Source organism: Endozoicomonas sp. (assembly GCF_965196975.1).
Classification (GTDB): domain Bacteria; phylum Pseudomonadota; class Gammaproteobacteria; order Pseudomonadales; family Endozoicomonadaceae; genus Endozoicomonas.
In genome coordinates this window covers 2,937,016-2,958,007 of record NZ_OZ239981.1, presented here as the reverse complement: position 1 = coordinate 2,958,007, position 20,992 = coordinate 2,937,016, and the positions used below count along the sequence as shown (strand labels likewise).

19 protein-coding genes are annotated in these 20,992 nt (G+C 44.9%); 6 read left to right on the top strand and 13 right to left on the bottom strand.

Annotation, left to right across the window (positions count from 1 at the left end; genetic code table 11):
• Positions 1-3 precede the first annotated feature (3 nt).
• A complete protein-coding gene (locus tag ACOCLE_RS13375) occupies positions 4-921 on the top strand; it encodes a gluconeogenesis factor YvcK family protein (RefSeq protein ID WP_419537099.1) in 918 nt (305 codons plus the stop codon).
• A 7-nt stretch (positions 922-928) separates the two neighbouring features.
• Here ACOCLE_RS13375 and ACOCLE_RS13370 read toward each other — a convergent pair whose 3' ends face one another.
• The 11 genes from ACOCLE_RS13370 to ACOCLE_RS13320 form a co-directional block, all read right to left on the bottom strand.
• Complete coding sequence (locus ACOCLE_RS13370) at positions 929-1,570, bottom strand: sugar transferase (protein ID WP_419537098.1); 642 nt, start codon at positions 1,568-1,570, stop codon at positions 929-931.
• Between the two features lie 32 nt (positions 1,571-1,602).
• Positions 1,603-2,799, bottom strand: coding sequence for a glycosyltransferase family 2 protein (locus ACOCLE_RS13365; protein WP_419537097.1), 1,197 nt, complete (start codon positions 2,797-2,799; stop codon positions 1,603-1,605).
• Complete coding sequence (locus ACOCLE_RS13360) at positions 2,796-3,890, bottom strand: glycosyltransferase (RefSeq protein WP_419537096.1); 1,095 nt, start codon at positions 3,888-3,890, stop codon at positions 2,796-2,798. The genes ACOCLE_RS13365 and ACOCLE_RS13360 overlap by 4 nt, the downstream gene beginning before the upstream one ends.
• The gene (locus ACOCLE_RS13355; RefSeq protein ID WP_419537095.1) at positions 3,887-5,395 is read right to left on the bottom strand and encodes a GumC family protein; all 1,509 of its coding nucleotides are present in this window, start codon (positions 5,393-5,395) and stop codon (positions 3,887-3,889) included. The genes ACOCLE_RS13360 and ACOCLE_RS13355 overlap by 4 nt, the downstream gene beginning before the upstream one ends.
• On the bottom strand, positions 5,382-5,894 hold the full coding sequence (locus tag ACOCLE_RS13350; RefSeq protein ID WP_419537094.1) for a hypothetical protein: 513 nt from the start codon (positions 5,892-5,894) through the stop codon (positions 5,382-5,384). Before ACOCLE_RS13350 ends, ACOCLE_RS13355 begins: the two co-directional genes overlap by 14 nt.
• Positions 5,895-6,112: 218 nt before the next feature.
• A complete protein-coding gene (locus ACOCLE_RS13345) occupies positions 6,113-7,243 on the bottom strand; it encodes a glycosyltransferase (RefSeq protein WP_419537093.1) in 1,131 nt (376 codons plus the stop codon).
• Positions 7,236-7,919 carry an acyltransferase gene (locus tag ACOCLE_RS13340; protein ID WP_419537092.1) on the bottom strand — a complete coding sequence of 228 codons (684 nt, stop codon included), beginning with the start codon at positions 7,917-7,919 and terminating at the stop codon, positions 7,236-7,238. The genes ACOCLE_RS13345 and ACOCLE_RS13340 overlap by 8 nt, the downstream gene beginning before the upstream one ends.
• Positions 7,920-7,923: 4 nt before the next feature.
• Entirely contained in the window at positions 7,924-9,414 is a 1,491-nt protein-coding gene (locus tag ACOCLE_RS13335; protein ID WP_419537091.1) for an O-antigen ligase family protein, read from the bottom strand.
• 12 nt (positions 9,415-9,426) lie between these two features.
• Complete coding sequence (locus ACOCLE_RS13330; protein ID WP_419537090.1) at positions 9,427-10,857, bottom strand: lipopolysaccharide biosynthesis protein; 1,431 nt, start codon at positions 10,855-10,857, stop codon at positions 9,427-9,429.
• 6 nt (positions 10,858-10,863) lie between these two features.
• Positions 10,864-11,958: a glycosyltransferase family 4 protein gene (locus ACOCLE_RS13325; protein ID WP_419537089.1), complete on the bottom strand. Its 1,095-nt coding sequence runs from the start codon at positions 11,956-11,958 to the stop codon at positions 10,864-10,866.
• Positions 11,951-14,056: a putative bifunctional diguanylate cyclase/phosphodiesterase gene (locus tag ACOCLE_RS13320; RefSeq protein WP_419537088.1), complete on the bottom strand. Its 2,106-nt coding sequence runs from the start codon at positions 14,054-14,056 to the stop codon at positions 11,951-11,953. The genes ACOCLE_RS13325 and ACOCLE_RS13320 overlap by 8 nt, the downstream gene beginning before the upstream one ends.
• A gap of 353 nt (positions 14,057-14,409) precedes the next feature.
• Here ACOCLE_RS13320 and ACOCLE_RS13315 point away from each other — a divergent pair, with 353 nt between their 5' ends.
• From ACOCLE_RS13315 to ACOCLE_RS13300, 4 genes are read left to right on the top strand one after another with little or no spacing between them, the layout of a single operon-like run.
• On the top strand, positions 14,410-14,742 hold the full coding sequence (locus tag ACOCLE_RS13315) for an STAS domain-containing protein (protein ID WP_419537087.1): 333 nt from the start codon (positions 14,410-14,412) through the stop codon (positions 14,740-14,742).
• Positions 14,708-15,280, top strand: coding sequence for a hypothetical protein (locus ACOCLE_RS13310; protein WP_419537086.1), 573 nt, complete (start codon positions 14,708-14,710; stop codon positions 15,278-15,280). The genes ACOCLE_RS13315 and ACOCLE_RS13310 overlap by 35 nt, the downstream gene beginning before the upstream one ends.
• Entirely contained in the window at positions 15,277-18,087 is a 2,811-nt protein-coding gene (locus ACOCLE_RS13305) for an SLBB domain-containing protein (protein ID WP_419537085.1), read from the top strand. Before ACOCLE_RS13310 ends, ACOCLE_RS13305 begins: the two co-directional genes overlap by 4 nt.
• Complete coding sequence (locus tag ACOCLE_RS13300; RefSeq protein ID WP_419537084.1) at positions 18,084-18,791, top strand: CpsD/CapB family tyrosine-protein kinase; 708 nt, start codon at positions 18,084-18,086, stop codon at positions 18,789-18,791. Before ACOCLE_RS13305 ends, ACOCLE_RS13300 begins: the two co-directional genes overlap by 4 nt.
• 15 nt (positions 18,792-18,806) lie before the next feature.
• Here ACOCLE_RS13300 and ACOCLE_RS13295 read toward each other — a convergent pair whose 3' ends face one another.
• Positions 18,807-19,409: a substrate-binding periplasmic protein gene (locus ACOCLE_RS13295; protein WP_419537083.1), complete on the bottom strand. Its 603-nt coding sequence runs from the start codon at positions 19,407-19,409 to the stop codon at positions 18,807-18,809.
• Between ACOCLE_RS13295 and ACOCLE_RS13290 the strand changes: the two genes are divergently transcribed.
• Positions 19,408-20,688 carry an ISKra4 family transposase gene (locus ACOCLE_RS13290; RefSeq protein ID WP_419532972.1) on the top strand — a complete coding sequence of 427 codons (1,281 nt, stop codon included), beginning with the start codon at positions 19,408-19,410 and terminating at the stop codon, positions 20,686-20,688. The two genes, ACOCLE_RS13295 and ACOCLE_RS13290, sit on opposite strands and share 2 nt — an antisense overlap.
• Here the strand turns inward: ACOCLE_RS13290 and ACOCLE_RS13285 are convergent.
• Positions 20,683-20,982, bottom strand: a complete 300-nt coding sequence (locus tag ACOCLE_RS13285; RefSeq protein ID WP_419537082.1) for a hypothetical protein — start codon at positions 20,980-20,982, stop codon at positions 20,683-20,685. The genes ACOCLE_RS13290 and ACOCLE_RS13285 overlap by 6 nt on opposite strands.
• Positions 20,983-20,992 lie beyond the last annotated feature (10 nt).

Sequence of the window (20,992 nt, the reverse complement as noted above, 5' to 3'; positions counted from 1 at the left end):
ACCATGTATTCTGTAAAAACACTTTATCAGTGTCGCCGGATTGTTGCTATTGGTGGTGGTCATGGCCTTGGACGTGTCATGGCAAGTTTGGGCTTTCTTGGTGAGCGTCTGTCAGGAATCGTTGCGACAACTGATGATGGGGGATCAACAGGTCGGCTCAGGGACGCCAGTGGCTGTATTGCCTGGGGGGATCTCAGAAATTGTCTTAACCAACTCTGCTCGGATAGTCCAAACCTTGCACGCATCCTGTTTGAATATCGCTTTAAAAACAGCGGAGATATCAGTGGACATAACCTGGGAAACCTGATTCTGTTGGCAATGGATCAAATGTGTGTTCGCCCACTGGATGCAATAAACCTGATTCGCCAGATGCTGCAGGTCGGTGCAGAGTTGATTCCTATGTCAGAAGAGCCAGCTCGACTGGGTGCAATTGTAAATGGTCAGGAAGTTGTTGGTGAAACGGCTATTGACTCATTGGAGCAGTGTCCCGAGAAACTAATGATTCTCCCTGAAATACAACCAACGGATGAAGCTGTTGCCAAGATAAAAGAGTCAGATATGATTATTCTCGGGCCTGGTAGTTTTATGACCAGTGTTTTGCCCGCGCTTTTAATGCCTGAAGTTGCTGAAAGCATTGTTGGAAGCAGCGCCTTGAAAGTCTTTGTTGGTAATATCAATCAGGAAATGTCGGTTGTTGGTAAAATGTCCATTAGCGATAAACTGTCATGGATGAATGAAATGACAGGTGTGTATCCAGACGTATTATTATGGCCTGCTGAAAATGAGCAATCCGAGAACTTACAGTGCAAGGTCTATACAATGCCATTGGCGGATACCTTCCAGTCAGGTGTCCATAGCCGAGAGGCTTTAAGGCAGGGGCTGGATGAGATTGCTGGTGTTCTGTTTCATCAAGTGACTTAAAGCAGCTCTACTGTCCCCTGCCTGTCACCATAACGAAAATGGTTTTGAACATCACGTAAATGTCCATTTTCAACCATTCCCATGGGTTGCTCAGGGCCAGAGCATAGGCATGGTCATAGGCAACTTTATTCCTTACATCATTCAATGTTTCATCATAACCCATATTTACCTGGGCAAGACCAGTAATACCAGGAACCACATCAAATGTTCTTTCACTGTAAAAGGGAATGTTGGTTTCCAGTTTATTATACATGCCGGGCCGCTCAGGTCTTGGGCCAACTATAGACATGTCACCTACCAGTACATTCCAGAGTTGTGGGAGTTCGTCAAGACGCGTTTTTCGCAGGAAATTACCAATTTTGGTAATTCTCGGGTCGTTTTTCTGAGCCCAAACGGGGCCAGTTCCTGACTCGGCATCATTGCGCATGGTTCTGAATTTTTTCATCATGAATAAGCGAATGTAGTTTTCCTTTTGATAACCAATACGCATCTGCTGATAAATAATTGGACCTGGGCTATCCAGACGAATAGCCAGTGCGATAAATGGAAACAAGGGCAGGGTAATTAATAACCCTGTCAGTGCGATGAGAATGTCCATTACTCGTTTTCCCGCTGAGGCGAGAGGATGGACATAAGTTGACTCTTTCATAAGTACACTCCTTAAGTACGTGGTAAATATCCTTATGTTTCAGTATTTACTCTTTTCCATTGGCCCTTACTTTGACCGGATAGATAGTTAATCAAGCCGATAGCCATGGCCATATGGCCGGATACCAGATAAAAAAGAACTCTTAATTTTTTCTGAGCTGGCTGTGAGCGTCGGAGAATATAAACAGCAGTTACTCCATAAACACCCAGCTGAATGAAAAGAATAATTTGAAAAAGGGTGTATGACTGAGCCAGCAAAGCGGAAGACATCAGCGTCATGAACAGGAATACAGGCATGAATGGGCGCAGAAATTTACCTGAGAAAAAGTTGAATGCAATCTTTCCATACTTTGGATGAAGCAAGCCCGCGTGACGAATAGCCTGTTGCACATTGCCAGCAGCAATTCGCTTTCTTCGTTGAAAGTCCATTTCATTACAAGCCTGTTCCAGCTCCATGGCAATTATTCTTGGATCATATAGACAACGGTAGCCTTTCATAATTATTTGAACAGGAAGGGTGAAGTCATCGTTGATGGTATCTGCGGGGATCAGGTCGAACAAATCGCGCCGAAACGCATAAAATGCACCATGAACACCCAGTGTTGCACCGAGTGTGCTTTCCCGCGTTTTAATGCTTCGTTGATACTGCCAGTATGCCTGTTCTCCAACACTGAGTGATTGCAAAAAGTGATAGCTGCCACAAATTACCCCGGTATCTTCATTGCTGAGATGGGCAGCAACGATTAACAGGCTATCAATGGATAAAAGTGATGAAACATCAGAGAGGGCAACTACACTGCATCGGGATAAACTGATGGCCTCATTCAAAACCGCTACTTTTCCACAGTTTTCAGGTTTTTCTACGATAGTAAGGTTTAAATGGGAGCATTCGGGCTCATTAAGTGCCTCTTTTGCCAGCTGGGCGGTATTGTCTGTGCAGCCATCGCAAACCAGAATAACTTTTAACTTATAGTCGGGGTAATCAAGGGCGGCGAGGTTTCTTATTTTCTCCTGAATGGTGTCTGCTTCATTATGGGCTGGCATGATCAAACTAATGCTTGGCAGCATGTGATCAAGTGGTGTGACCTGATAGTTTCGGTGATAAAAGGAGGGTAATGTGTTTTCAAGGCCCTGTGTTACCAGCTTAAGAATCAATGGATAACCAATATGATGATAAACAATCACCATACCAGCCATAAAAAAGATAATTAAGGTCAGCCAATCAATCATATTGGCCTCCCGGAATACAGGTTATTGTATTGCCTGGTCATTCTCTCCAGATTGCAATGATTGGCCACAAAGTTACGTGCAGATTTCTGCTTCTGAGGATTGATACCTGAAGTGAGCTGTGTTTTGAGGGCTGCTTCCAGCTCCTGAGTACTTCCAGCTTTTATCAGGATCCCACTGTCTGGATCAACAGCTTCACGACACCCGCCGACATCCGTCATGACAACAACTCTCTGGCATGCCTGAGCTTCCAGTGGCGAGAGTGGGAGTCCTTCTTTTTTCGATGCAAGACAGAAAATATCAATGGCATGATAGAAGTTGGGCATGTCATCAATGACACCTAAAAAGTGTATCCGCTCCTCTAGGTTAAGCCGTGTGGTTAAACTTCTCAGCTCATGCTCAAGTTCTCCTCCACCGGCAAGGGCAAGGTGCGTGTTTTCAGGTAGCTTTGAGAAGGCATGAATCAAAAGATTATGGCATTTAACCTCGGTAAAACGAGCTGCACAGCCAATAATGGGAACCCCTGTAGGTAAGTTCAGATTCATCCTTGCTGTTACCTGATTTGAAGGCTGGAACTTGTCCGTATCAATTCCATTAAGAATTACTGATGGCGTAAACAGTGGAATATGTTGTCGAATACTGGTTGCAACCAGCTCTGCATCTGCAGCAACGGAAGGCTTTAGCAGATGGAAGCAGGCTGCTACCAGCCAGCGTCGTTTTTGATTGTTAAGGTGCCATGCATCGTGTTCAGTATGTACATGGCCACAGCCAGCCAGTTTGGCAGCAATACCGCCATAAAGCAGGGGGCCGACATGGTGAGTATGAATCACATCGATATTGAGCTGTCGTAAAAGTTGCGATAGCTTTGTAATGGTTGAAAAGCTTAATCCCGGAGGTTTAGTAAGAAAGTGAACTCTTTCCAGTTTCTGAAGTCTTGACCAATGCTTAACAGCTTCAGACAGTTTTCCCTCAAGACTGATTATGTGAACATTCTCTGGGTATTCAGCTTTGCGCTGTAAATCCAAAGCCATTGTCTCAATACCACCCGGGGCAAGGTGTTGGACTATCTGTGCCACGATGAGAGGGGCTGTCATGATGGTACTCCTCCCTCATCGAACCAGTCCTTTTCTGGGTCGTAAATCAAAGACGGCGCTTTAGGCATTGATGGTATTCTTGCCAGAACAGGGACACCCGCAATTCGCTCAATACTGTCCTGAAGTCGTAAAGTGGTATCGGAGATTTCCGAAATGGCCGCCAGCCCAGTGCCGATACCCAAACCTGCAAATATACCAGCAATAATAAATAACGATGCGGGAAGCTGATTAGGGCTGCTGGGAGTAAAGGGTTCATCGATGATTTTGACTTGCTCTGATTCTTGATAAGAACTGAGATCCTCCGTTACTTTTGCCATGACGTATCGATTAAGAAAATCATCATACAGTTTCTGCTTAATACCAAAATCGCGCTGAAGCTCTACCAAGGTCCTTTCTACTTCTGCAAATTGCTGTACTTTATTCTGAAGCTGATCGGTTTGTTCTTTTATATTTTTTACTTCGTTCTCAAGACTGTTTACTTTGGCCTTGGCATCCTGAACCGCCTGAAGCTGAGAGGCCAGTATCGTGGTCTGTCCTCCCTGAGGGTTATCCATTGAGACGGAGGGAGTTGATGATGCAAGATTCCAGAGGCGTTGAACGTCTTCAGTTTTTAGCTGGCGACTTTCTGTAATCATTCTCTGTCGTTCAGCTTTCATTCTGTCCAGCTCTCTTACCAGCGTCTGAACTTTACTGTGTTTTTCGGTATAACGAGAGCGAAGCATGCTCAGAGTGGCACGGGTATTAATAATGCGCTCTTCTAATTTTCCGATTACGGGGTTGGTTTGCGCCAGATTACCATTAAACTCTTCCATGGCTGCTTTGGCTCCAGCGAGCTCTGTCTCTTTTTCCATGAGAAGCTGGCGGAGTTCTGCAAGCCGGGTAACATTTGCCTTGTGGAGTTCAGGGAGCTCCAGGGCGAATCTCGCCTTATATTCAGAAAGTTTCAATTCAGCCTCAGACAGCTCCTTGTGTCTGCGGTCAACCTGATCCTTGAGAAACTGGGTAGAGGCTACCTGCCATGATTTCTGTGGTGCTTGCACAAGGGTAAGGAAATGTTTGGTAACTTTAGTTAATAACTCCTTAATATCGGTTTTGTTTTCACTGCGATAATAAATTTTAACCAGGTCACCACCAAAGACGATGGATAATGAACGTGAAAGTTCGTCAATGGCCTCATCGATTTCCTCTTCAGAGGATTTATGGTCGATAAACCCAACGGCTTTGGCTACCCCTTTTAAAACCTTACGGCTCTTTAGCAGTATCTTAAGAGCCAACTGCCTTTCTTCCAGATTGGTAGAAATCGTAAAGTCTTCCAGAATTGGGTTAAGCTCGGTAGTGTTTTGCAGGAGTATGGTGGTGTGTGCTTCATAATATTTTGGAGCCATAAAGCTGGCAATAAATCCAACCACAGGCATGATCAGAATAGGCACACAAATGGTATAGCGTCTGCGCCAGGCTGCGCTGAGAAGTCGAAACAGGTTTCTCAGGATTTCACTGGACACCATAATCTCCTTTGATATTACTTCCCACCGCATGAATAGTGGCTGAATCAAGTTCAAGTTCAGGCTGGTAAACCAGTTCTATTTCTTTGCTGTATTGCGCCAGAATTTTTTTCAGACTCTGTAGCCTCGTCCATGAGTCATTAAGAGTTTTGAATGGCTCACCGGCAGAAGAAGGGGCAACTGAAATAATAATGTTAAGTTGCTGGCTTTCCGGAAGTGACTTAAAAAATAGGTCGATGATTTGTTTATGCTGGCCGTTAGCCTGCAGCTCCTGCTGAGTAAAATTAATAGACAGTTGGCGACGATACATGTTTTTAGAAATGGGCAATGATTCTTCAGCTTGATTCATCCGGGAAATAGCTTCAGAAATCTGTTGCGCTGATTGTTCCTGCTCTCTTTCCATTATCGTCTTGAAGTTCAGATTTGAATTACAACCAGAAATCAGGAGCGTACTGACAAACATCGCTACGACAAGGGTATGGAGTCCATATCGCTTAATCACGGTGACTTCCCTGTTATCAACCTTAAATCTTAGATTGCCAATTACTCCGAGAGATCTTTGTCATTGATTGACAGTTTTTTGTCTTTCTGCGGGTAATTGATTTCCTGATCAGCAAAAATGTTTATTTTTATGACATTTTTTATAATAAACACATGTGCTTATACGTTATTACTATTAAGTGTAGCTGTTGTTTTAGGAGGTAATGGGGCGAGGTTTTATTATCGAGACAGGTGGTTAATTAGAGCCTCCAGTTGAGTGGCTCTGTGCTGCCAGGATTCATTTGATACCGTATCCTGACGTATACTTTTTTCTTTCTGTTGCTTGTTGGCCCTCAAAATAACTCGGGAAAACGGCTCTTTGGGGGACTGAATAGCAACCAGATTCTCATATTCTCTGACTGCCGGGAAAGGCGTTGCCGCAATGGGGGTACCGGATGCCAGATATTCTCTGAGTTTCAGAGGGTTGCAGGCTTCTATCTGCTTGTTGCCGAGGAAGGGAAGCATGGCCACATTCCAGTGTTGCACATAGGAAGGCAACTGGTTATGGGGTCTTGGCCCCAGAAAATGGACATTGGGCAGAGCCTGCAGCGAGGAGACATTCGTTTTGATGTCGCCAATAAAAACAAACTGCCAACTGGGTAAGGCAATGGCTGACTGAGCAAGCATATCGGTATCCAACCAGGGAGAAATACTGCCGTAGAAACCTGCTATTGGCGCATTTTCAGGCAAGTCATGGGGCTTGATTGTTGGCGATGAAAAGAGTGGGTAATCAACACCATGAGGCAAAATAATGGTGTTAGGGTTGGTGAATTTTCTGGCCAGTGTTTTACTGACGACAAGGATCAGGTCAACCTTTTTCGCCAGTTCCTGTTCTAAGGGTTTGACCGTTTTATGATCAACTCCGTCAAGGCCTTCAAAATCATCACCACAATAATAGATAGAAGCACGCTCACTTAAGCTGCCTATCATATCAACGGCAGTCGGTAATGAGAGCCATAGAATAACCTTTTCAAAACCCTCCTGCTCTATTGCTCTGTTAATATCCCTGAGCAGCAGTCGTTTGTTGAGTTGACGAATCAGTTTAGAACTATGGAAAGGAAGCACTTTTGGATTAATGATGATCGGTGTTATTTGCTCTGAAGACTGTTGAGAGGGTTTATCAGAGCGCTTCAGCATGGCCATGATCTTTTGATAGACCCTTTTCATATCACTGAAAGAAAGTCGTGGTGACCTCATTCCTATGGAATTTACCCAGATTACTCGATGCCTTTTCATTAAATGGCTGATAAGGTGCTGGGTGCTGGACGGTAAGCCTCCCCAATCTTCTCCAAATACAATCAGATCAGCCATTGTTACTCTCCGATGGCAAATCCAGCGATTTGATGACCCTGGCAGGAATACCTCCAGCAAGAACACCAGGAGGTAAGTCTCTGGTTACAACACTGCCTGTGGCCACAATCGTTCCGGCGCCAATAGTTACTCCACTCATAACCGTTACTCCAGCTGCCAGCCATACATCGTCTTCGATAATAATGCTGCCAATCTGATCATCAGTATCTGGTTCTCCCCGGGCTCTGGCTGCCGGGTCAACGGGGTGCCCAGGGTAACCAACCAGTCTGACTTTCACGGCCAACCGAACGTTGTTGCCAATTTCAATTCGGTTGCCGACAAAAATTTCATTTTGCCAGCTGATGCCTACATTGTTACCAATTTTCAGCTCTGGTTTTGTTTGGGCTGAGGCTCTTCCACTGATGGTGGTATGGCCAGACAGTCTGCAATCGTCACCCATGGTGATGCTTAATGGTCCCAGCAGAAGAGGCATGCCGGAATAGAGATAGAGCTTTCTGGGAGTATTGGCAAGTCGGGATTTGAACAGTGGTGTCCAGTATAAAATACGACACAGGCTGCTGATGATACCGGTAAGCATTTTATGCTGGTGGTAAAGGTATCCATGAACAGGCTTTATTACCGGCATTTCAATGTTTCGAATGGATTTTAAGAGAGAGAACAGAGCTCTTCCCGCCACAGAATCACTGTTTTTTATTCGAGCCTTTAGGCTGTCTAACATTTGGCAAACCCTTGCCGTGTCTGGTTTCTCCTGATCCATTAACTATAGACGTTTTTTGTAGGTCTGCTTTCTCAGGTGGGTAGTGATTGTCCATATAGTTGGCAATGGCAATACTGATGGATGTGATTATATAGACCGGCCATAGAAAGCCCTGGCTCAAGAAGGTTCCCGATACGCAAAAACCAACCAGCCCTGCGTAGGTGCCCACTGCAATGGCCGTCATGTGTGGATCATACTCCGGCGAACCTTTATTTCGATCCAGCCGTCTCAGCGAGCTCAGTATGGACATGAAAATAGTGAAAATCATAAAACCAAACAGGCCAAAACCGACAAACCCCGACTCTGACATGACCTGGAACCAGGTGCTGTGGGTAACGTGGGCCTGGCCCTCCGCTCGACTATGGGTCGCATAGTCCCAGTAATTATCGAGGAAGAGAGATAAGCCCACACCGGTCATTGGGTTTCTCAGTGCCATATTAAATGCAGCCTCCCAGGCATGGATACGTCCCATGGCTGATTCATCAACACCATCCTCAGCTGCTCCTCCCGATTTGCGGTCACTGATTCCTGCAGCTGCGACCAGAATCATCAATGCAAAACTGCCAATACTGATGAGTAACAGCTTTGATTTGATGATCCGTAACCCGAAGATACCAAACACAGCGACGGTAGCCAGCAAGCCACCACGACTTTGAGTCGCAATGATGGAGGAAACGAAAACAACAACACCAATCAAGCCCAGAAGTGTTCGTATTTTTCCTGTTCCTCTGGTTGTCGCGAAGGCTACGGCATAGCTCATGGGAAAGCTGAGAACCAGCGACAGGTCATTGGGGTCCCCCAAACTGGTGCCCGGGATGGTGACACGAGTTTCTTCTACCATACCTATACCGTTGGCATTGTTGTAAAGCGTGACGCCACCCACTGCGAGACCTGAGCAGATAATCAGAAAGTGAGCCAGTTTGAAGTGCCAGTGTTCGGTCATCAGCCATGAGATGGCTAAAACCATAATGCCGATCTTCATATATACACTGGTAAAACTGCTGAAGGCTGAAGGAGGATAACTGGAAAATGCAATACCAATGACGACCCAGCCGAAGAAACGGGCAAAAATAGTATGCTCATGTCGCCAGTAGACCTGAACTTTCTGAGTCAGGATGATATGCCAGGCCAGAACAAAGTAGGAACCAAGTGCTGTGAGCAGTGGAATTTTGATGGGGTCCAGTTGTGGGAATACCTCATGAAGCCTGAAAAAAGAGAAGAGTATGAAGGTTAGGCAAACCACAAATGGTTTTCTGAGGATAAACATCAGTCCTAACGGGATCACTGCCAGCGGCAGTAAGGCTATCGGGTGTGGAAATATTAAGCTTGGAAGAGCTGCAAGAGCACAATACGCAGCAACAGTTACCGTCTGGTAGCGATTAATAAACAGTCGTTCAATGTTTGGTAGCTGCATATTGTACAACCCCTAGTGCCTTAAATACCTGAGGGTTGTAAAAAGCTGACGTCGAAAGAGAAGTAACTGGACCACTGAAAAAATCATGGCCCCCGTCAAAATCATCATGAACAGTAACGTCGCTTCATGAACCTGACCAGCCAGTTGATTACGAAGTAACATTAGGCCTACTAACATAAGAATAGAGCTGCAGAAGCTGGGTAGAAGGGCACAAAGAAACGATGAAATTTTCAACTCAAAGGCGGGTAACATGAATTTCAAATGAATAGTGAAACTGATCAGGTTAATGGTTAACCATGCCCAGCAAGCGCCTTCTACTCCATATTGGATGCCAAAGAAAAAGATTGGTAGTGTAAGGACTGTCAGGAGGAGGGCACGACTGTTTTTCCCTGGTTCTCCAACCGCAGTGATGCCAGTAGCCATCATTTCCGATAACATTCGGAATGGGCTGGTTAGACATAGAATTTGAAACGGAACAATGGCTGCAGCCCACTTTTCCGAGAGTATCAGTGTGATCAATTCGGGTGATATGGCACACATGCCGAGGTACATTGGAAAAAGTACCAGACTGGCGAGTTGAACAGACTTATGCAGATACTGGCCGGCAACCGCGCGTTCATTTTGCAGTTTGGCAAAGGATGAAAGCCCCAGATGGTTGAGAAGCTCTCCTATCTTGTCACTTGGCAGGTTGGCCAGGTTCCTGGCAACGGAGAATACCCCCAGATCGGCTTTAGTAAGCAGGCGACCTATGCTGATGTTTCCAAATACATTCACAAAATAGCGTAACACATCGTTGACTGTGGCTATGCCACTAAACCCCGCCATTTTGGAAAAACCATGAAAGCTTAATGCTGGCCAGACCCAACAGGGGGCTATGCAGTTATAACCAATAGCCAGAGCCAGTCGCATGAACAAGTGCCCCAGAATCAAGGACCATACACCGAGACCGGAAGCTGCCATGGCAATGGTAACAACACTGGTCATCAGTGCCGTATAAAACTGAACCTTTTCCCGTTCTTTGAACAGCATCCGGCGGCTGGCCATGGCATATGGCAGTGTATGGAACACCATCATAAGGTGCTGACAGGCAACAGCCTGCACCAGAACGGTTACCCTGGGTTCATCGAAGAAACTGGCAATAACCGGAGCCATGGAAAAGAAAAAACTGAAAAATATCAGGCATGAAACAATGTTAATGGTGAATGCCTGCCTGAGTTGGATTGTGCTGAGTTCCTCTGCCTGAATGATTGCTTTGCCAATACCAAAGTCACCCATCAGGGCAAATATTCCAATAAATGCCATGGTCATGGCCATAAGGCCATAATCATCAGGAGTCAGGAGACGGATCAGAATCAGTGTATTGAGCCAGGTAAAGACCTGTGCGGCAAAGCGCAGTACAGCCCCAACTTTTAATCCTTTAATAACATTCTGGCCAAGTTCCATTTCGTTTCATCCAACTGGTTGGGAGCGTTCCTGTGTTTTGTTGCCTGAGGCTGATACTTGTTTGGGCGTATTTGGCCAATCGTACCCTTTTGACAGCACAGCCTGTTGGTAAACCTCAAGAACCTGCGGGAGGATAGCTCGACTGGAGTAGGTGTTGATGATGGTTGCAACACAAGCTTCTCTGAGTTGCCATTTCACTGCTTCGGGAAGGGAAAACCAGAACTGGAGCAGATTACTCATGCCGTTAAGATCACCAGTCGGAGAAATCCAGCCATTGAAACCCTGAACAATGAGGTCGGGTAACCCCCCCAGAGGAAAACTGAGAACAGGTATACCGTGAGCCATGGCTTCAAGCGCTACCATGGGCAAGCCCTCAAAACGAGACGTGATACATAACAGACCAATTTCACGCCAATGCGCATCCATGGAGTTAACCTGCCCCATGAACATGACATTATTGACTCGCTGTTTTCGAAGTAGATTTTCCATTGGCCCGCTTCCATAGAGCCTGAAGGGAAGCAATGGTTGATGCTTGGCCAGTTGCAGGAAGAGGTCAGGGCCTTTCTCGTGACTTAACCGTCCAACAAAGGCGATTGCTTTTCCAGAATATGAGTGATTTTCTGGGACATCCACAAAGTTATTGATGCGATGAGGTGCACTGATGTAACGCTTGGCAATATCGTCACTAACCGCAATATTTATGGAGAGTGGGCTGCTCAACTGATCCAGAAGTGTATACAGACGAACAATACCCTCGCCAGGGTCGCCATTATGAAAGGTAGAAACGACAGGCGTTCTAGTTAACAAGGCCGCCAGGCGACCAAAAACACCGGCTTTGTACCCATGGGTGTGAAGTAAAAGGGGCTGTGTGGATTTGAGTGTTGAAATCAGTTGAGGCAAGTTCCCATTAAGGTAGCGGAATCTGATTTCAGAATCTTTTAAAGCCTGTATAAGAGGATGTTCTGTCTGATATTGCTGGTAAAACCAGATTTCTACAGGCCAGCCACCATTTTTCAGTGCTTTACCAAGTTGATAAACATGGGTCTCAATACCGCCGGCCTGCCGGGAGTCCAATAATATGGCTATGGGGTGGTCAGTCATGGCTACCTCCCTGATGATCATCACCTTCGCTTTTTTTATTAGCGTTATGTGGTGAGGTATGCTGGTTTGATATGTGATCAATGAAGCCTTGTGCGGATAATGGCTTTCCATAGTAATAGCCCTGGCCTTCCAAGCACCCTTTTCTGGCAAGATAGACTGCCTGTTCCATTGTTTCTACACCCTCAGCCAGTACTTTCAGGCCGAAACTCTTGCCAATCTGAACAATCGCTTCGACGATGCCACAGTTTTCCCGGTTATCAGGAAGTCCTTCAACAAAAGACTTATCAATTTTGATTTTGTCGAATGGAAACTGTTTGAGGTAACCCAGTGAGGAATAACCGGTTCCAAAGTCATCCAAAGCCAGTGTTACCCCTATTGCTTTGATTTTTTGCAGCTGTGCTTTTGAGGTTTCCAGATCATCAATAATGGACGTTTCGGTAACTTCCAGCTCCAATGTTTCTGGTGGGATTTGATACTTTTCCAGAAGAAACGCAAGACGATCGACGATACCTTGATCCTGAAGCTGAACGGCTGAGAGGTTGATCGCCATCCGAAGATCTTGATACCCAGACAGGTGCCACTGGTGTAACTGCGAACATGCATTTTCCAGAACCCAGTCTCCGATGGGAATGATATCCAGACTGTGTTCTGCCATGGGGATAAACATATCCGGAGAAATCAGCCCCTTCTCAGGATGGTTCCAGCGAAGGAGCGCTTCTGCACCGATTAGCTTGCCTTTCTGGTAATTAAACTGTGGTTGAAAGGCAAGACTGAGTTCCTCATGCTCCAGAGCCTGGTGCAGGTCCATCTCCAGTCGTTTACGCTGACGAATCTCAGTATCTATGGTGGCTACATAGAATTGATAACGATTGCGGCTTCTCGATTTTGCCATAATCATGGCAAATTCGGCCTGTTGCAGAAGGGTGTCTACATCTTCACCATCATCCGGAAACAGTGTAATCCCGACTGTGGCACTTATGGTCAGCTGTTCTCCATTGATTTCAAAAGGCCGATCTAACTGTTTTATAAGGGCTTGCGCCATTTCAGCGGCTTCGTATGGCTGTTCGATCTGCGACTGAATAATGGCAAATTGATCCTCACCCAGTCGGCCGATGTAAGCTTTGTTTCCAATATGGTTTCTAATACGGTCAGAGACTTTGACCAGAACATGCTCGGCAGCATTAAAATTTACCTGGGCATTCAGTGACTTAAAGTCATCGAGCCCCAGGCAGAGCAGAGCGATATTTTCGTTTTTTTGGGCGGCTTTTTTGATCATCGTACTGATCTGGTTTTGTATGGTGCGTCGGTTTGGCAGTCTGGTCAGGTAATCATACTGAGAGAGCCTCATAATACGGGCTTCTGCTTTTTGGCGTAGCGTGTGGTGATAGTCAATGGACGTTAATAATTTATTGGCTGTTTTCACCCAGAGTCCTAACTCATTATTTTCATTGCCTTTAGGCATTGGTAATTGCTGCTGCCCTGGCTCCTCCGGATCAATACTTGATAAATGACGAATCAAACGGTTCAGGGGTTTGGTTAGAAAAGTTGAGTATATAAGATACAGCAACAGAGCCATGGCTGTGGCTCGAATGATTCCAGCAAAGACAACAACAATGGATCTTTGAATAAAATCCTTGCCTTCATGAGCCGTATCAATCGAAAGAATCAGCTCTCCAAAGTATTCTTCTTTGGGTTCATGGCCATACAAAGGCTGACGGTATATGCGAATGGGAGCAAACAGGTAGTCTGACAGCAGGCGGTATCTAGAAGCAAAAATGGGCCTTTCTACCATGGCTAGATCAGATGCACCATCAAGTCGAATCGCAGCCACCTGAACGGATCTCATTTCCAGCAAACCATTAAGTACTTCCTGACCCATGCTGGTATCCAGACGATAAGCTGCTCTGCTGGCGGGCTCGTGAATCATCGCCAACATTTCTAATGCTTTTTGGTCTATCGCTTTGCTGGACAAACGAGCGTCCAATAATACCTGGAAGAGGCTTAATAGAATTCCTAGTAGGCAGGCGCAGAGAAACACCGCTTTGAGCAGTTTGATGGACAAGTGTTCTTCAGAATGAATGCCCTTCTGTGTATCCATAAAATGACTTCGAATGTTAGCCATTGATTCAGAGTCATTTGGATACTGCATCATGTCTGAATGCGTTTAGGCATATTGACTGGTCTAATACTGATTTTAATCAGCTCTGTTAATTAACTATAGGGTTTTGTGTGGTTTGTGTTTTATAAAAAAATGGAATGTTTATTTTTTTTTAATTTCTAATTTATTATTTTTGGTTTTTTTCTTATTTTTTATTGGGTTGTTTTTTTTTGTTTGTTTTAAAAGGATTGGCTGTTCTTTTAACTAGTCTAATTAAATGTGTCTTCTTAAAATTTCTGCTTCACTTTATTTGATAATTAATAAAAAGTGCAGGAAGTTGGGAGTAGTGAGTAATGGATTACGCGACTTATCAAGCCAGTAGCTGTGATGTTATTGAATTGCATAATAAATTCAATGCGGACACAGTTAATGAGGTTAGAGGTCATTTTGATCATTTAATTAAAGACTGTGCGGGTGACGTGCTTGTTGATATGAGCTCAGTTAATGAGCTTGATTCTTCAGGTATTGGTGCACTGGTTTTTCTTTATAAGCGACTGAAGATAGAAAGTAGAAATCTTGGATTGCTTGGTGTTAATGGAAAGCCTGACGAGTTATTGACAATGCTCAGGATTAACCAGACGATCAAGCAATATGAGAGTATTGAAGAGTATCTGTCGAAAAAATAAGATATTTTTATTTTTTTCTGCTTTAAAACCGGATGGTAAACTCGTCGGTTGCCTATTGCTGTATCTTTTTTTTCCTTTTTTATCATCCTGTGTGATTCTCTGGCCGTTACATGCTGATCGTGATTACAGTCTTTCGGAAGATCAGAAACGGAATATTAGAGATGTTGACCGTAATTATGTCATCAATTTATTTGAGCTGAACAAATCAAGATACCTTGATCTAAAGAAATCAGGTGGTGAATATTGCCTGCCTGGACAGATGAAAATCATTAAGGATCAGCATCAATTAATTATTTTTGAGATAGATGGGGATCTTCTTGGTGATGCCAGTAATACGTTGAGTGAATCATTCCGGACTCTGGAGAAGATTCGCTTAATGATGGAAGGGATGGCGGAGGAGGGAGGATGTCCCTTGAGGTATGCCGCAGGGCTTATTGAGCAGGAGAATAACGCCCTAAGTGCTGAAGATTCTGTCCTAGGATTGCCGGACTGGCCAAGGCCCGTAAATTTAAGAACCATTATGCGGGGGGCGAAATGAATATCCCTGTTCCAAGCTCATTTGCCAGCAGGCATATCATTAAGAGCCTGGTTCTTATAATGCTGACTGCCATGTCTTGTGTTTCTGTTCTGGCGGACTCTCCTATCGATAAAGGCGGTGCTTTTCATATAGAACTGGCCACTAAAGAGAAGACGTTGCCTTTTCTGGTGATTAATGAAGGCATGGAAGTCCAGTTATCTGATGAGCTTGTTATTAACCTCTCAGGTATGGGAAAGGATGAAGCTTTATCACAAATACGTGCGGCCGTATCAAATTTATATGATGTTAAGGCCGTTCACTATTATGAACCAAAGAATTTGGCTGCTATTTCTGTCATAGGTGATATTCAGAACCCAGGAAAGTACCCGGTTCCTTTGGCGCTACCCTTAGACCATCTTAATTCTTATCATGCTATTTTCGACAGCGCTCACTTTGATGCTGATTTCACGTTGATCAGAGGTAATCAACGTATTTCTGTCTCCTCGGAAAAACTATCTGAATGGGTTCTAAATGCAGGTGATGCTGTTTTAATTACTTTGCACGAAAAAGAGGCAGAAAAAACGAACGATCAACAGGAAAAAGAGGCTCTTGATGAGGACCGCTTAGATCCACTCAGTGAGTCCGAAACCCTGAGTTCAGAAGCAGAGTCTCAGAATCCTGAAAGTAATACCAGTGAGGTTTCACAGCGGGAATCGGGAACAGCGGATAGGTCCGATGTTGATGTGGATATGTCATCAGTTCGTATGAGGGATCCAGGGAACTATCAGCTGCAGTCTGGAGACATTCTGGTCATTGGCCTCCCCGGAGAGGAGGGCTTTAACAAGAATTTCCTGATTGGTAGAGATGGTACGATTCACCTCCCAGAAATTGGCCAATTGAGAGTGGCAGACCTCACCCTCAGAGAGGCTGACAAGGCCATTTACACGGCTTTATCCGATGTTTTTCTCGGGCTTGATAAACTGACCATCCATTTAAAAGAGAAACGATTACTGATTACCGTGTTGGGTTTTGTGAACAAACCTGGAGAGGTTGAACTGCCCAGCACTGGTAATATTCAGATGGCAATTACTGAAGCAGGAGGTTTTGTTGACGGTGCTCAGCTTGATAAATTGCAGCTGCGAAGGGATGGTAAGAAAAATGTGTTCAACTTTAAACGTTACCTTGATTCGGGTGATCCCACAGTTCTCCCTGAGATAAAGTCGCTGGATGAAATCTTTGTGCCTACCTCTCCCGGTCTGAGCAGTGTCCACGGAGAACCACGAAAAGTTGATGACAAGGCACTTGACTCTGTTTCTGACAGAACCGTGATTAAAGTATTTGGTGAAGTGCTTAAACCGGTAAGTTTTCCTTATCTGGATGGCATGAATATTGTGGATGCCATTCTGAAAGCAGGGGGGGTTACCCGATATGCCAATGTGGAGCAGATTCGACTACTTTCCGGTTCAGAGCCAAAACTGTTTAACTTGAAACAGTTTCTCGATAGCGGAAAAGATGAGGATCTACCGATGCTAGAGCCGGGCGCAACCATTTATGTTGCCCAGCAGGTTGACTCTGTTTCGGGTGGGGCGCGCAAAGTGTATGTGATGGGCCAGGTTCAGAAACCGGGCGCTTTTGAGACCTCAGAAGGTGTTGGCTTCCTTGATGTTATCGCAAATTCAGGGGGGCCGACCCAATACGCCGACATTCGTTCAGTAAGAATTCTTAAAAGAGACGGTGCCGTTATTCCTTTTAACTTTCAGGATTTCACTGAAGGGCGTACCAGCACTATTCCTTCAATTGATTCAGGGGATGCCGTGTTTTTCCCTGAGAAAGGCCCTGAGGATGATAAGTCCTGGCTGAAACTGGGAACCGATAGCTCGCTAAAAATCATTGGTGCAGTCAGAAAGCCGGGGCGCTACGAATGGGCACCTGGTGTGGATTTTATGGATTATCTCAGTAATGCGGGGGGGCCTACTGAAAAGGCAGATCTGGCTCATGTGAAAATTATTAAACCAGGCCCTAATAACGAACGCATTAACATTGAGTTCAATATGCAAGATTTTATTGAATTTGGTGGTCAGTGGTCTGATATGCCAACGCTTTCCGGTGGGACAACCATTGTGATTCCCGAGTTGCCAGAAAACCCAACATCCAACACGTCAAGCTGGGTCAAGCTGCCAAAAGAAAGTGCCATTTATGTGATGGGAGCCGTGATCACGCCGGGAAGATACGCATTCAATGATGAGATGGGGTTCCTGGATATTCTAACGGCAGCTGAGGGGCCGTCTGAAGAAGCAGATTTGAGCCAGATTCGAGTGGTCCATCGTAACGAGGGAGCGCCTAAGGTCAGCAAACTTAATCTGCTCAGATACTTTGAAACAGGGGATGATACGCTACTGCCCAAAGTGAAACGAGGTGACACTATTTTTGTGGCATCACGAGCTCGCAAGTGGGTTGAGAAAAACCCTGAAGACACTGTCAGGATTATGGGGTCGGTGTTTAAGTCCGGTCGTTATGAATTTACTAATAACATGACCATACTGGACTTGCTTGCAGAAGCCGGGGGTCCTAAAGAAACGGCCTATATCGAGAAAATATTGATCGTGAATAATTCGTGCTGCGAGAACAGGGCGACCACTTTCGATCTTGTGGATTTCATGAAAGACCCTGATACAGCACGATTACCCGTTTTAAGAGCGGGGGATACGGTTTTTGTTCCGGAGCTTTCTCAGTCTAATTGGAATGCTTTTAATGATCTGGTGGCTGACACGGCGGGTATACTTAATGTCCTAATGATGCTGACGAACCTGGGGTGGCTGAGACCATGATTAAGCTACCCATTAATTATCTTGAGATTGAGGAGATATACAGCAACAGTATCGGTAAGGGGATGCGCTCTGTTGCCATTACTTCTGCGAATTCAGAAGAGGGGTGCAGTACACTGGCTTATGCTCTGAGCCAGCGTAGCGAGGTGGATGGCAAGCGAACACTGCTGGTGGAAGTAAATATGCTGCACCCTGAGTTAGGCGATATCTCTGGTCATCTTCATACGGACTGGTTACCTAATCCTCAGTCTGCTGACGGTTGTATTATGCGAACCGATGACGTCAATCTTGATATTCTTCCTGCTCCCTGCGATACCGATGTGCTCCGGTTCCGGAATATTACCAATATGAGTAAGCTTATGGAGCACTGGCTGGAAAATTATGACGCCGTTATTTTTGATACTTCCCCAGTCAATGCCAGAAACCGCAACAACATTCCAGCCGAATCCATTTGTGCAATGGTTGATGGCACCATCATGATGGTGATGGCTGGAGTAACCCGGCAGACACAGTTCAAGGCAGCACTGGATAGATTGAATCAGAATGATGTTTCATTGATCGGAGTCGTATTTAATGACTATCGAAATCCTCGGCTTGCTGATGAGATTTGCCGGGAGACCCATCGATTAGATAACTGGTTTCCTAATTTCATGCATAAAATCAGGCGTCATATTAAAAAGTCACCATTCTTTAATATAGATCTCTAAAGGAGTTGGGCCGTTTTATTCATATTTTTTCAGTATGCTTTCAATAACGCCATCTCTTTTTAACCTTTGCAAGACCTTGTCTATCTCCTTTCCCTGCTGATTTTTGTTGATGTTAAACATGAACGAGACTGGGACACAGTCAAATACAGAGCCTGTTTCAAATTGATCCGGGAACTGGTTGTTTAACAAATAATCAGCAACGGTTCTGTCCATAAGCGCTAGATCTGTGCGTTTATAGGCCAGCATTTTTAATACACCCTGCTCATTACTACCGTCAGCACGATAGATACTTTTGTTGGCAAAGAAAGGTTCAAAGCTTGGAAAGGTAAAATTTTGGACAACCCCAAGGCGCTTGCCAACTATTGAGTCAGGTGAAGGGGTCTTGAAGGATTCATTTTTGCGAAAAATGGTTATTTCGCAATGCTCTGCAATAGCGTTTGTAAAGTAGGTTTGCTGTTTATACGGCGTCCGCCATGCCGGTGATGTCCATGCTTCTACATCAAGTTCATTGTTAATGACTTTGCTGATTAGCCGGGTGCTCTCTCTGAATGATTGAAACAATAGTGCTCTATTTTCACAGCTACTATGGGAACACCACTCATAATAGTTAACTGTCATGCCCGCTTCTGTTATTTCCAGCTCTACCAAAAGCATCGTTTTGCAAATTGAAGTTTCTATAGATTCAGGCAACATGCTGAATCTTGAAGATAGTTTACAGCGTGCACTCAATGAAGCCGGGCAGCTTGGAACAAAAGAGTTATTGGGGCTATTTGAATCACCCAATAAAGAACCTATCGTCGTTAATCAGCAGAAGTGGAACTACAAAGGAAAGGTTCTTAAGCACTATGAAACCTTATACGGTCGTATACCTTTGGAGCGCTCCGTATATCAGGGTGTCAGAGGTGGCAGTACTCTGGCAGCACTTGATCTTCGTGCCGGTATTATTGGTTCAGCTACCCCCAAATTTGCCAAGTCTATCGCCTGGAAATACAGCCAGATGCCAGCGCCTGCGGTAAAAGAAGATTTTGAGACCAACCATCAAAGGACGCTTTCAAATTCTTATATCAAGCATTTATCGGACAGAGTAGGTGCATTAATTGAAGACCAGCAAGACACTCACTACCACCTTCCTCCACTAAAAGAGCCTGTTGAAACAATAGCCATTGGTCTGGATGGAACCTGCATGCTGCTTTGTGAAGAAGGCTGGAGGGAAGCCATGTGTGGGACATTGAGCCTATATTCTGCAGATGGAGACAGGCTCCACACGATATATACAGCCAGTTCGCCAGAGTATGGTAAACAAAGCTTTATGAGCAAGCTCGACGAGGAGATTGCAGATCTAAAACGACTCTACCCAAATGCCACATACATCGGGGTAGCTGACGGGGCTAGAGAAAACTGGAGTTATTTGAAACAACATACCTCTGGGCAGATACTCGATTTTTATCATGCATCTGAATATTTAGCTGGAGCAGCGGAAGCACTGTTTCCAACCAGTAAGGCGAAGCGACACCAGTGGCTTGAAGACAGGCTACATAGTTTGAAAAACAAGCGTGGAGCAGCCAAAAAAATCCTTCAGGAAATTGAATCAGCCGAGCTCCCGAAAAAGACAATCGCACTGACAGAGAAGCGCTACAAAGCTGTGAGCTATTTTACAAACAATCACCAGTTAATGAATTATCATCAGGCGCTTAAACGCCATTGGCCAATAGGTTCAGGAGTTACTGAAGCGGCTTGTAAGACTCTGGTAAAGCAACGATTATGTGGTTCTGGAATGAGGTGGAAAGCAACAGGAGCGGAAGTGCTTTTGACAACAAGAGCACTGATCCAGAGTAAGGGGCGCTGGGAACAACTTTGGTCTGAGTTCATGACTGGAAAGGTTGAAGCTAACCTATGAGTCAGTTATCAAATTGAGAGAGCACCCGATTAGCCGGTTAAATGGGTAATACGAATATTCAAAGGTAAACCTGCTATTTTCACTGACTGCTTTCAAAACCTCTTTAACTATGCCCTTATCTTCATCTCTCCAGAAAAGAGGAGGGTAGTTTTCTGATAGCAGGCCAACCCGAATAACTTCTTCCTTGACTGTGTGAGACTGGGCATGCATCCCTAAAGAAAGTGTGAAGAACAAAAAAATGTTAATAACCTTATTGGTTGCTTTAACATCAGGGGACTTAATATCTCTATCCATGAGAGCCACT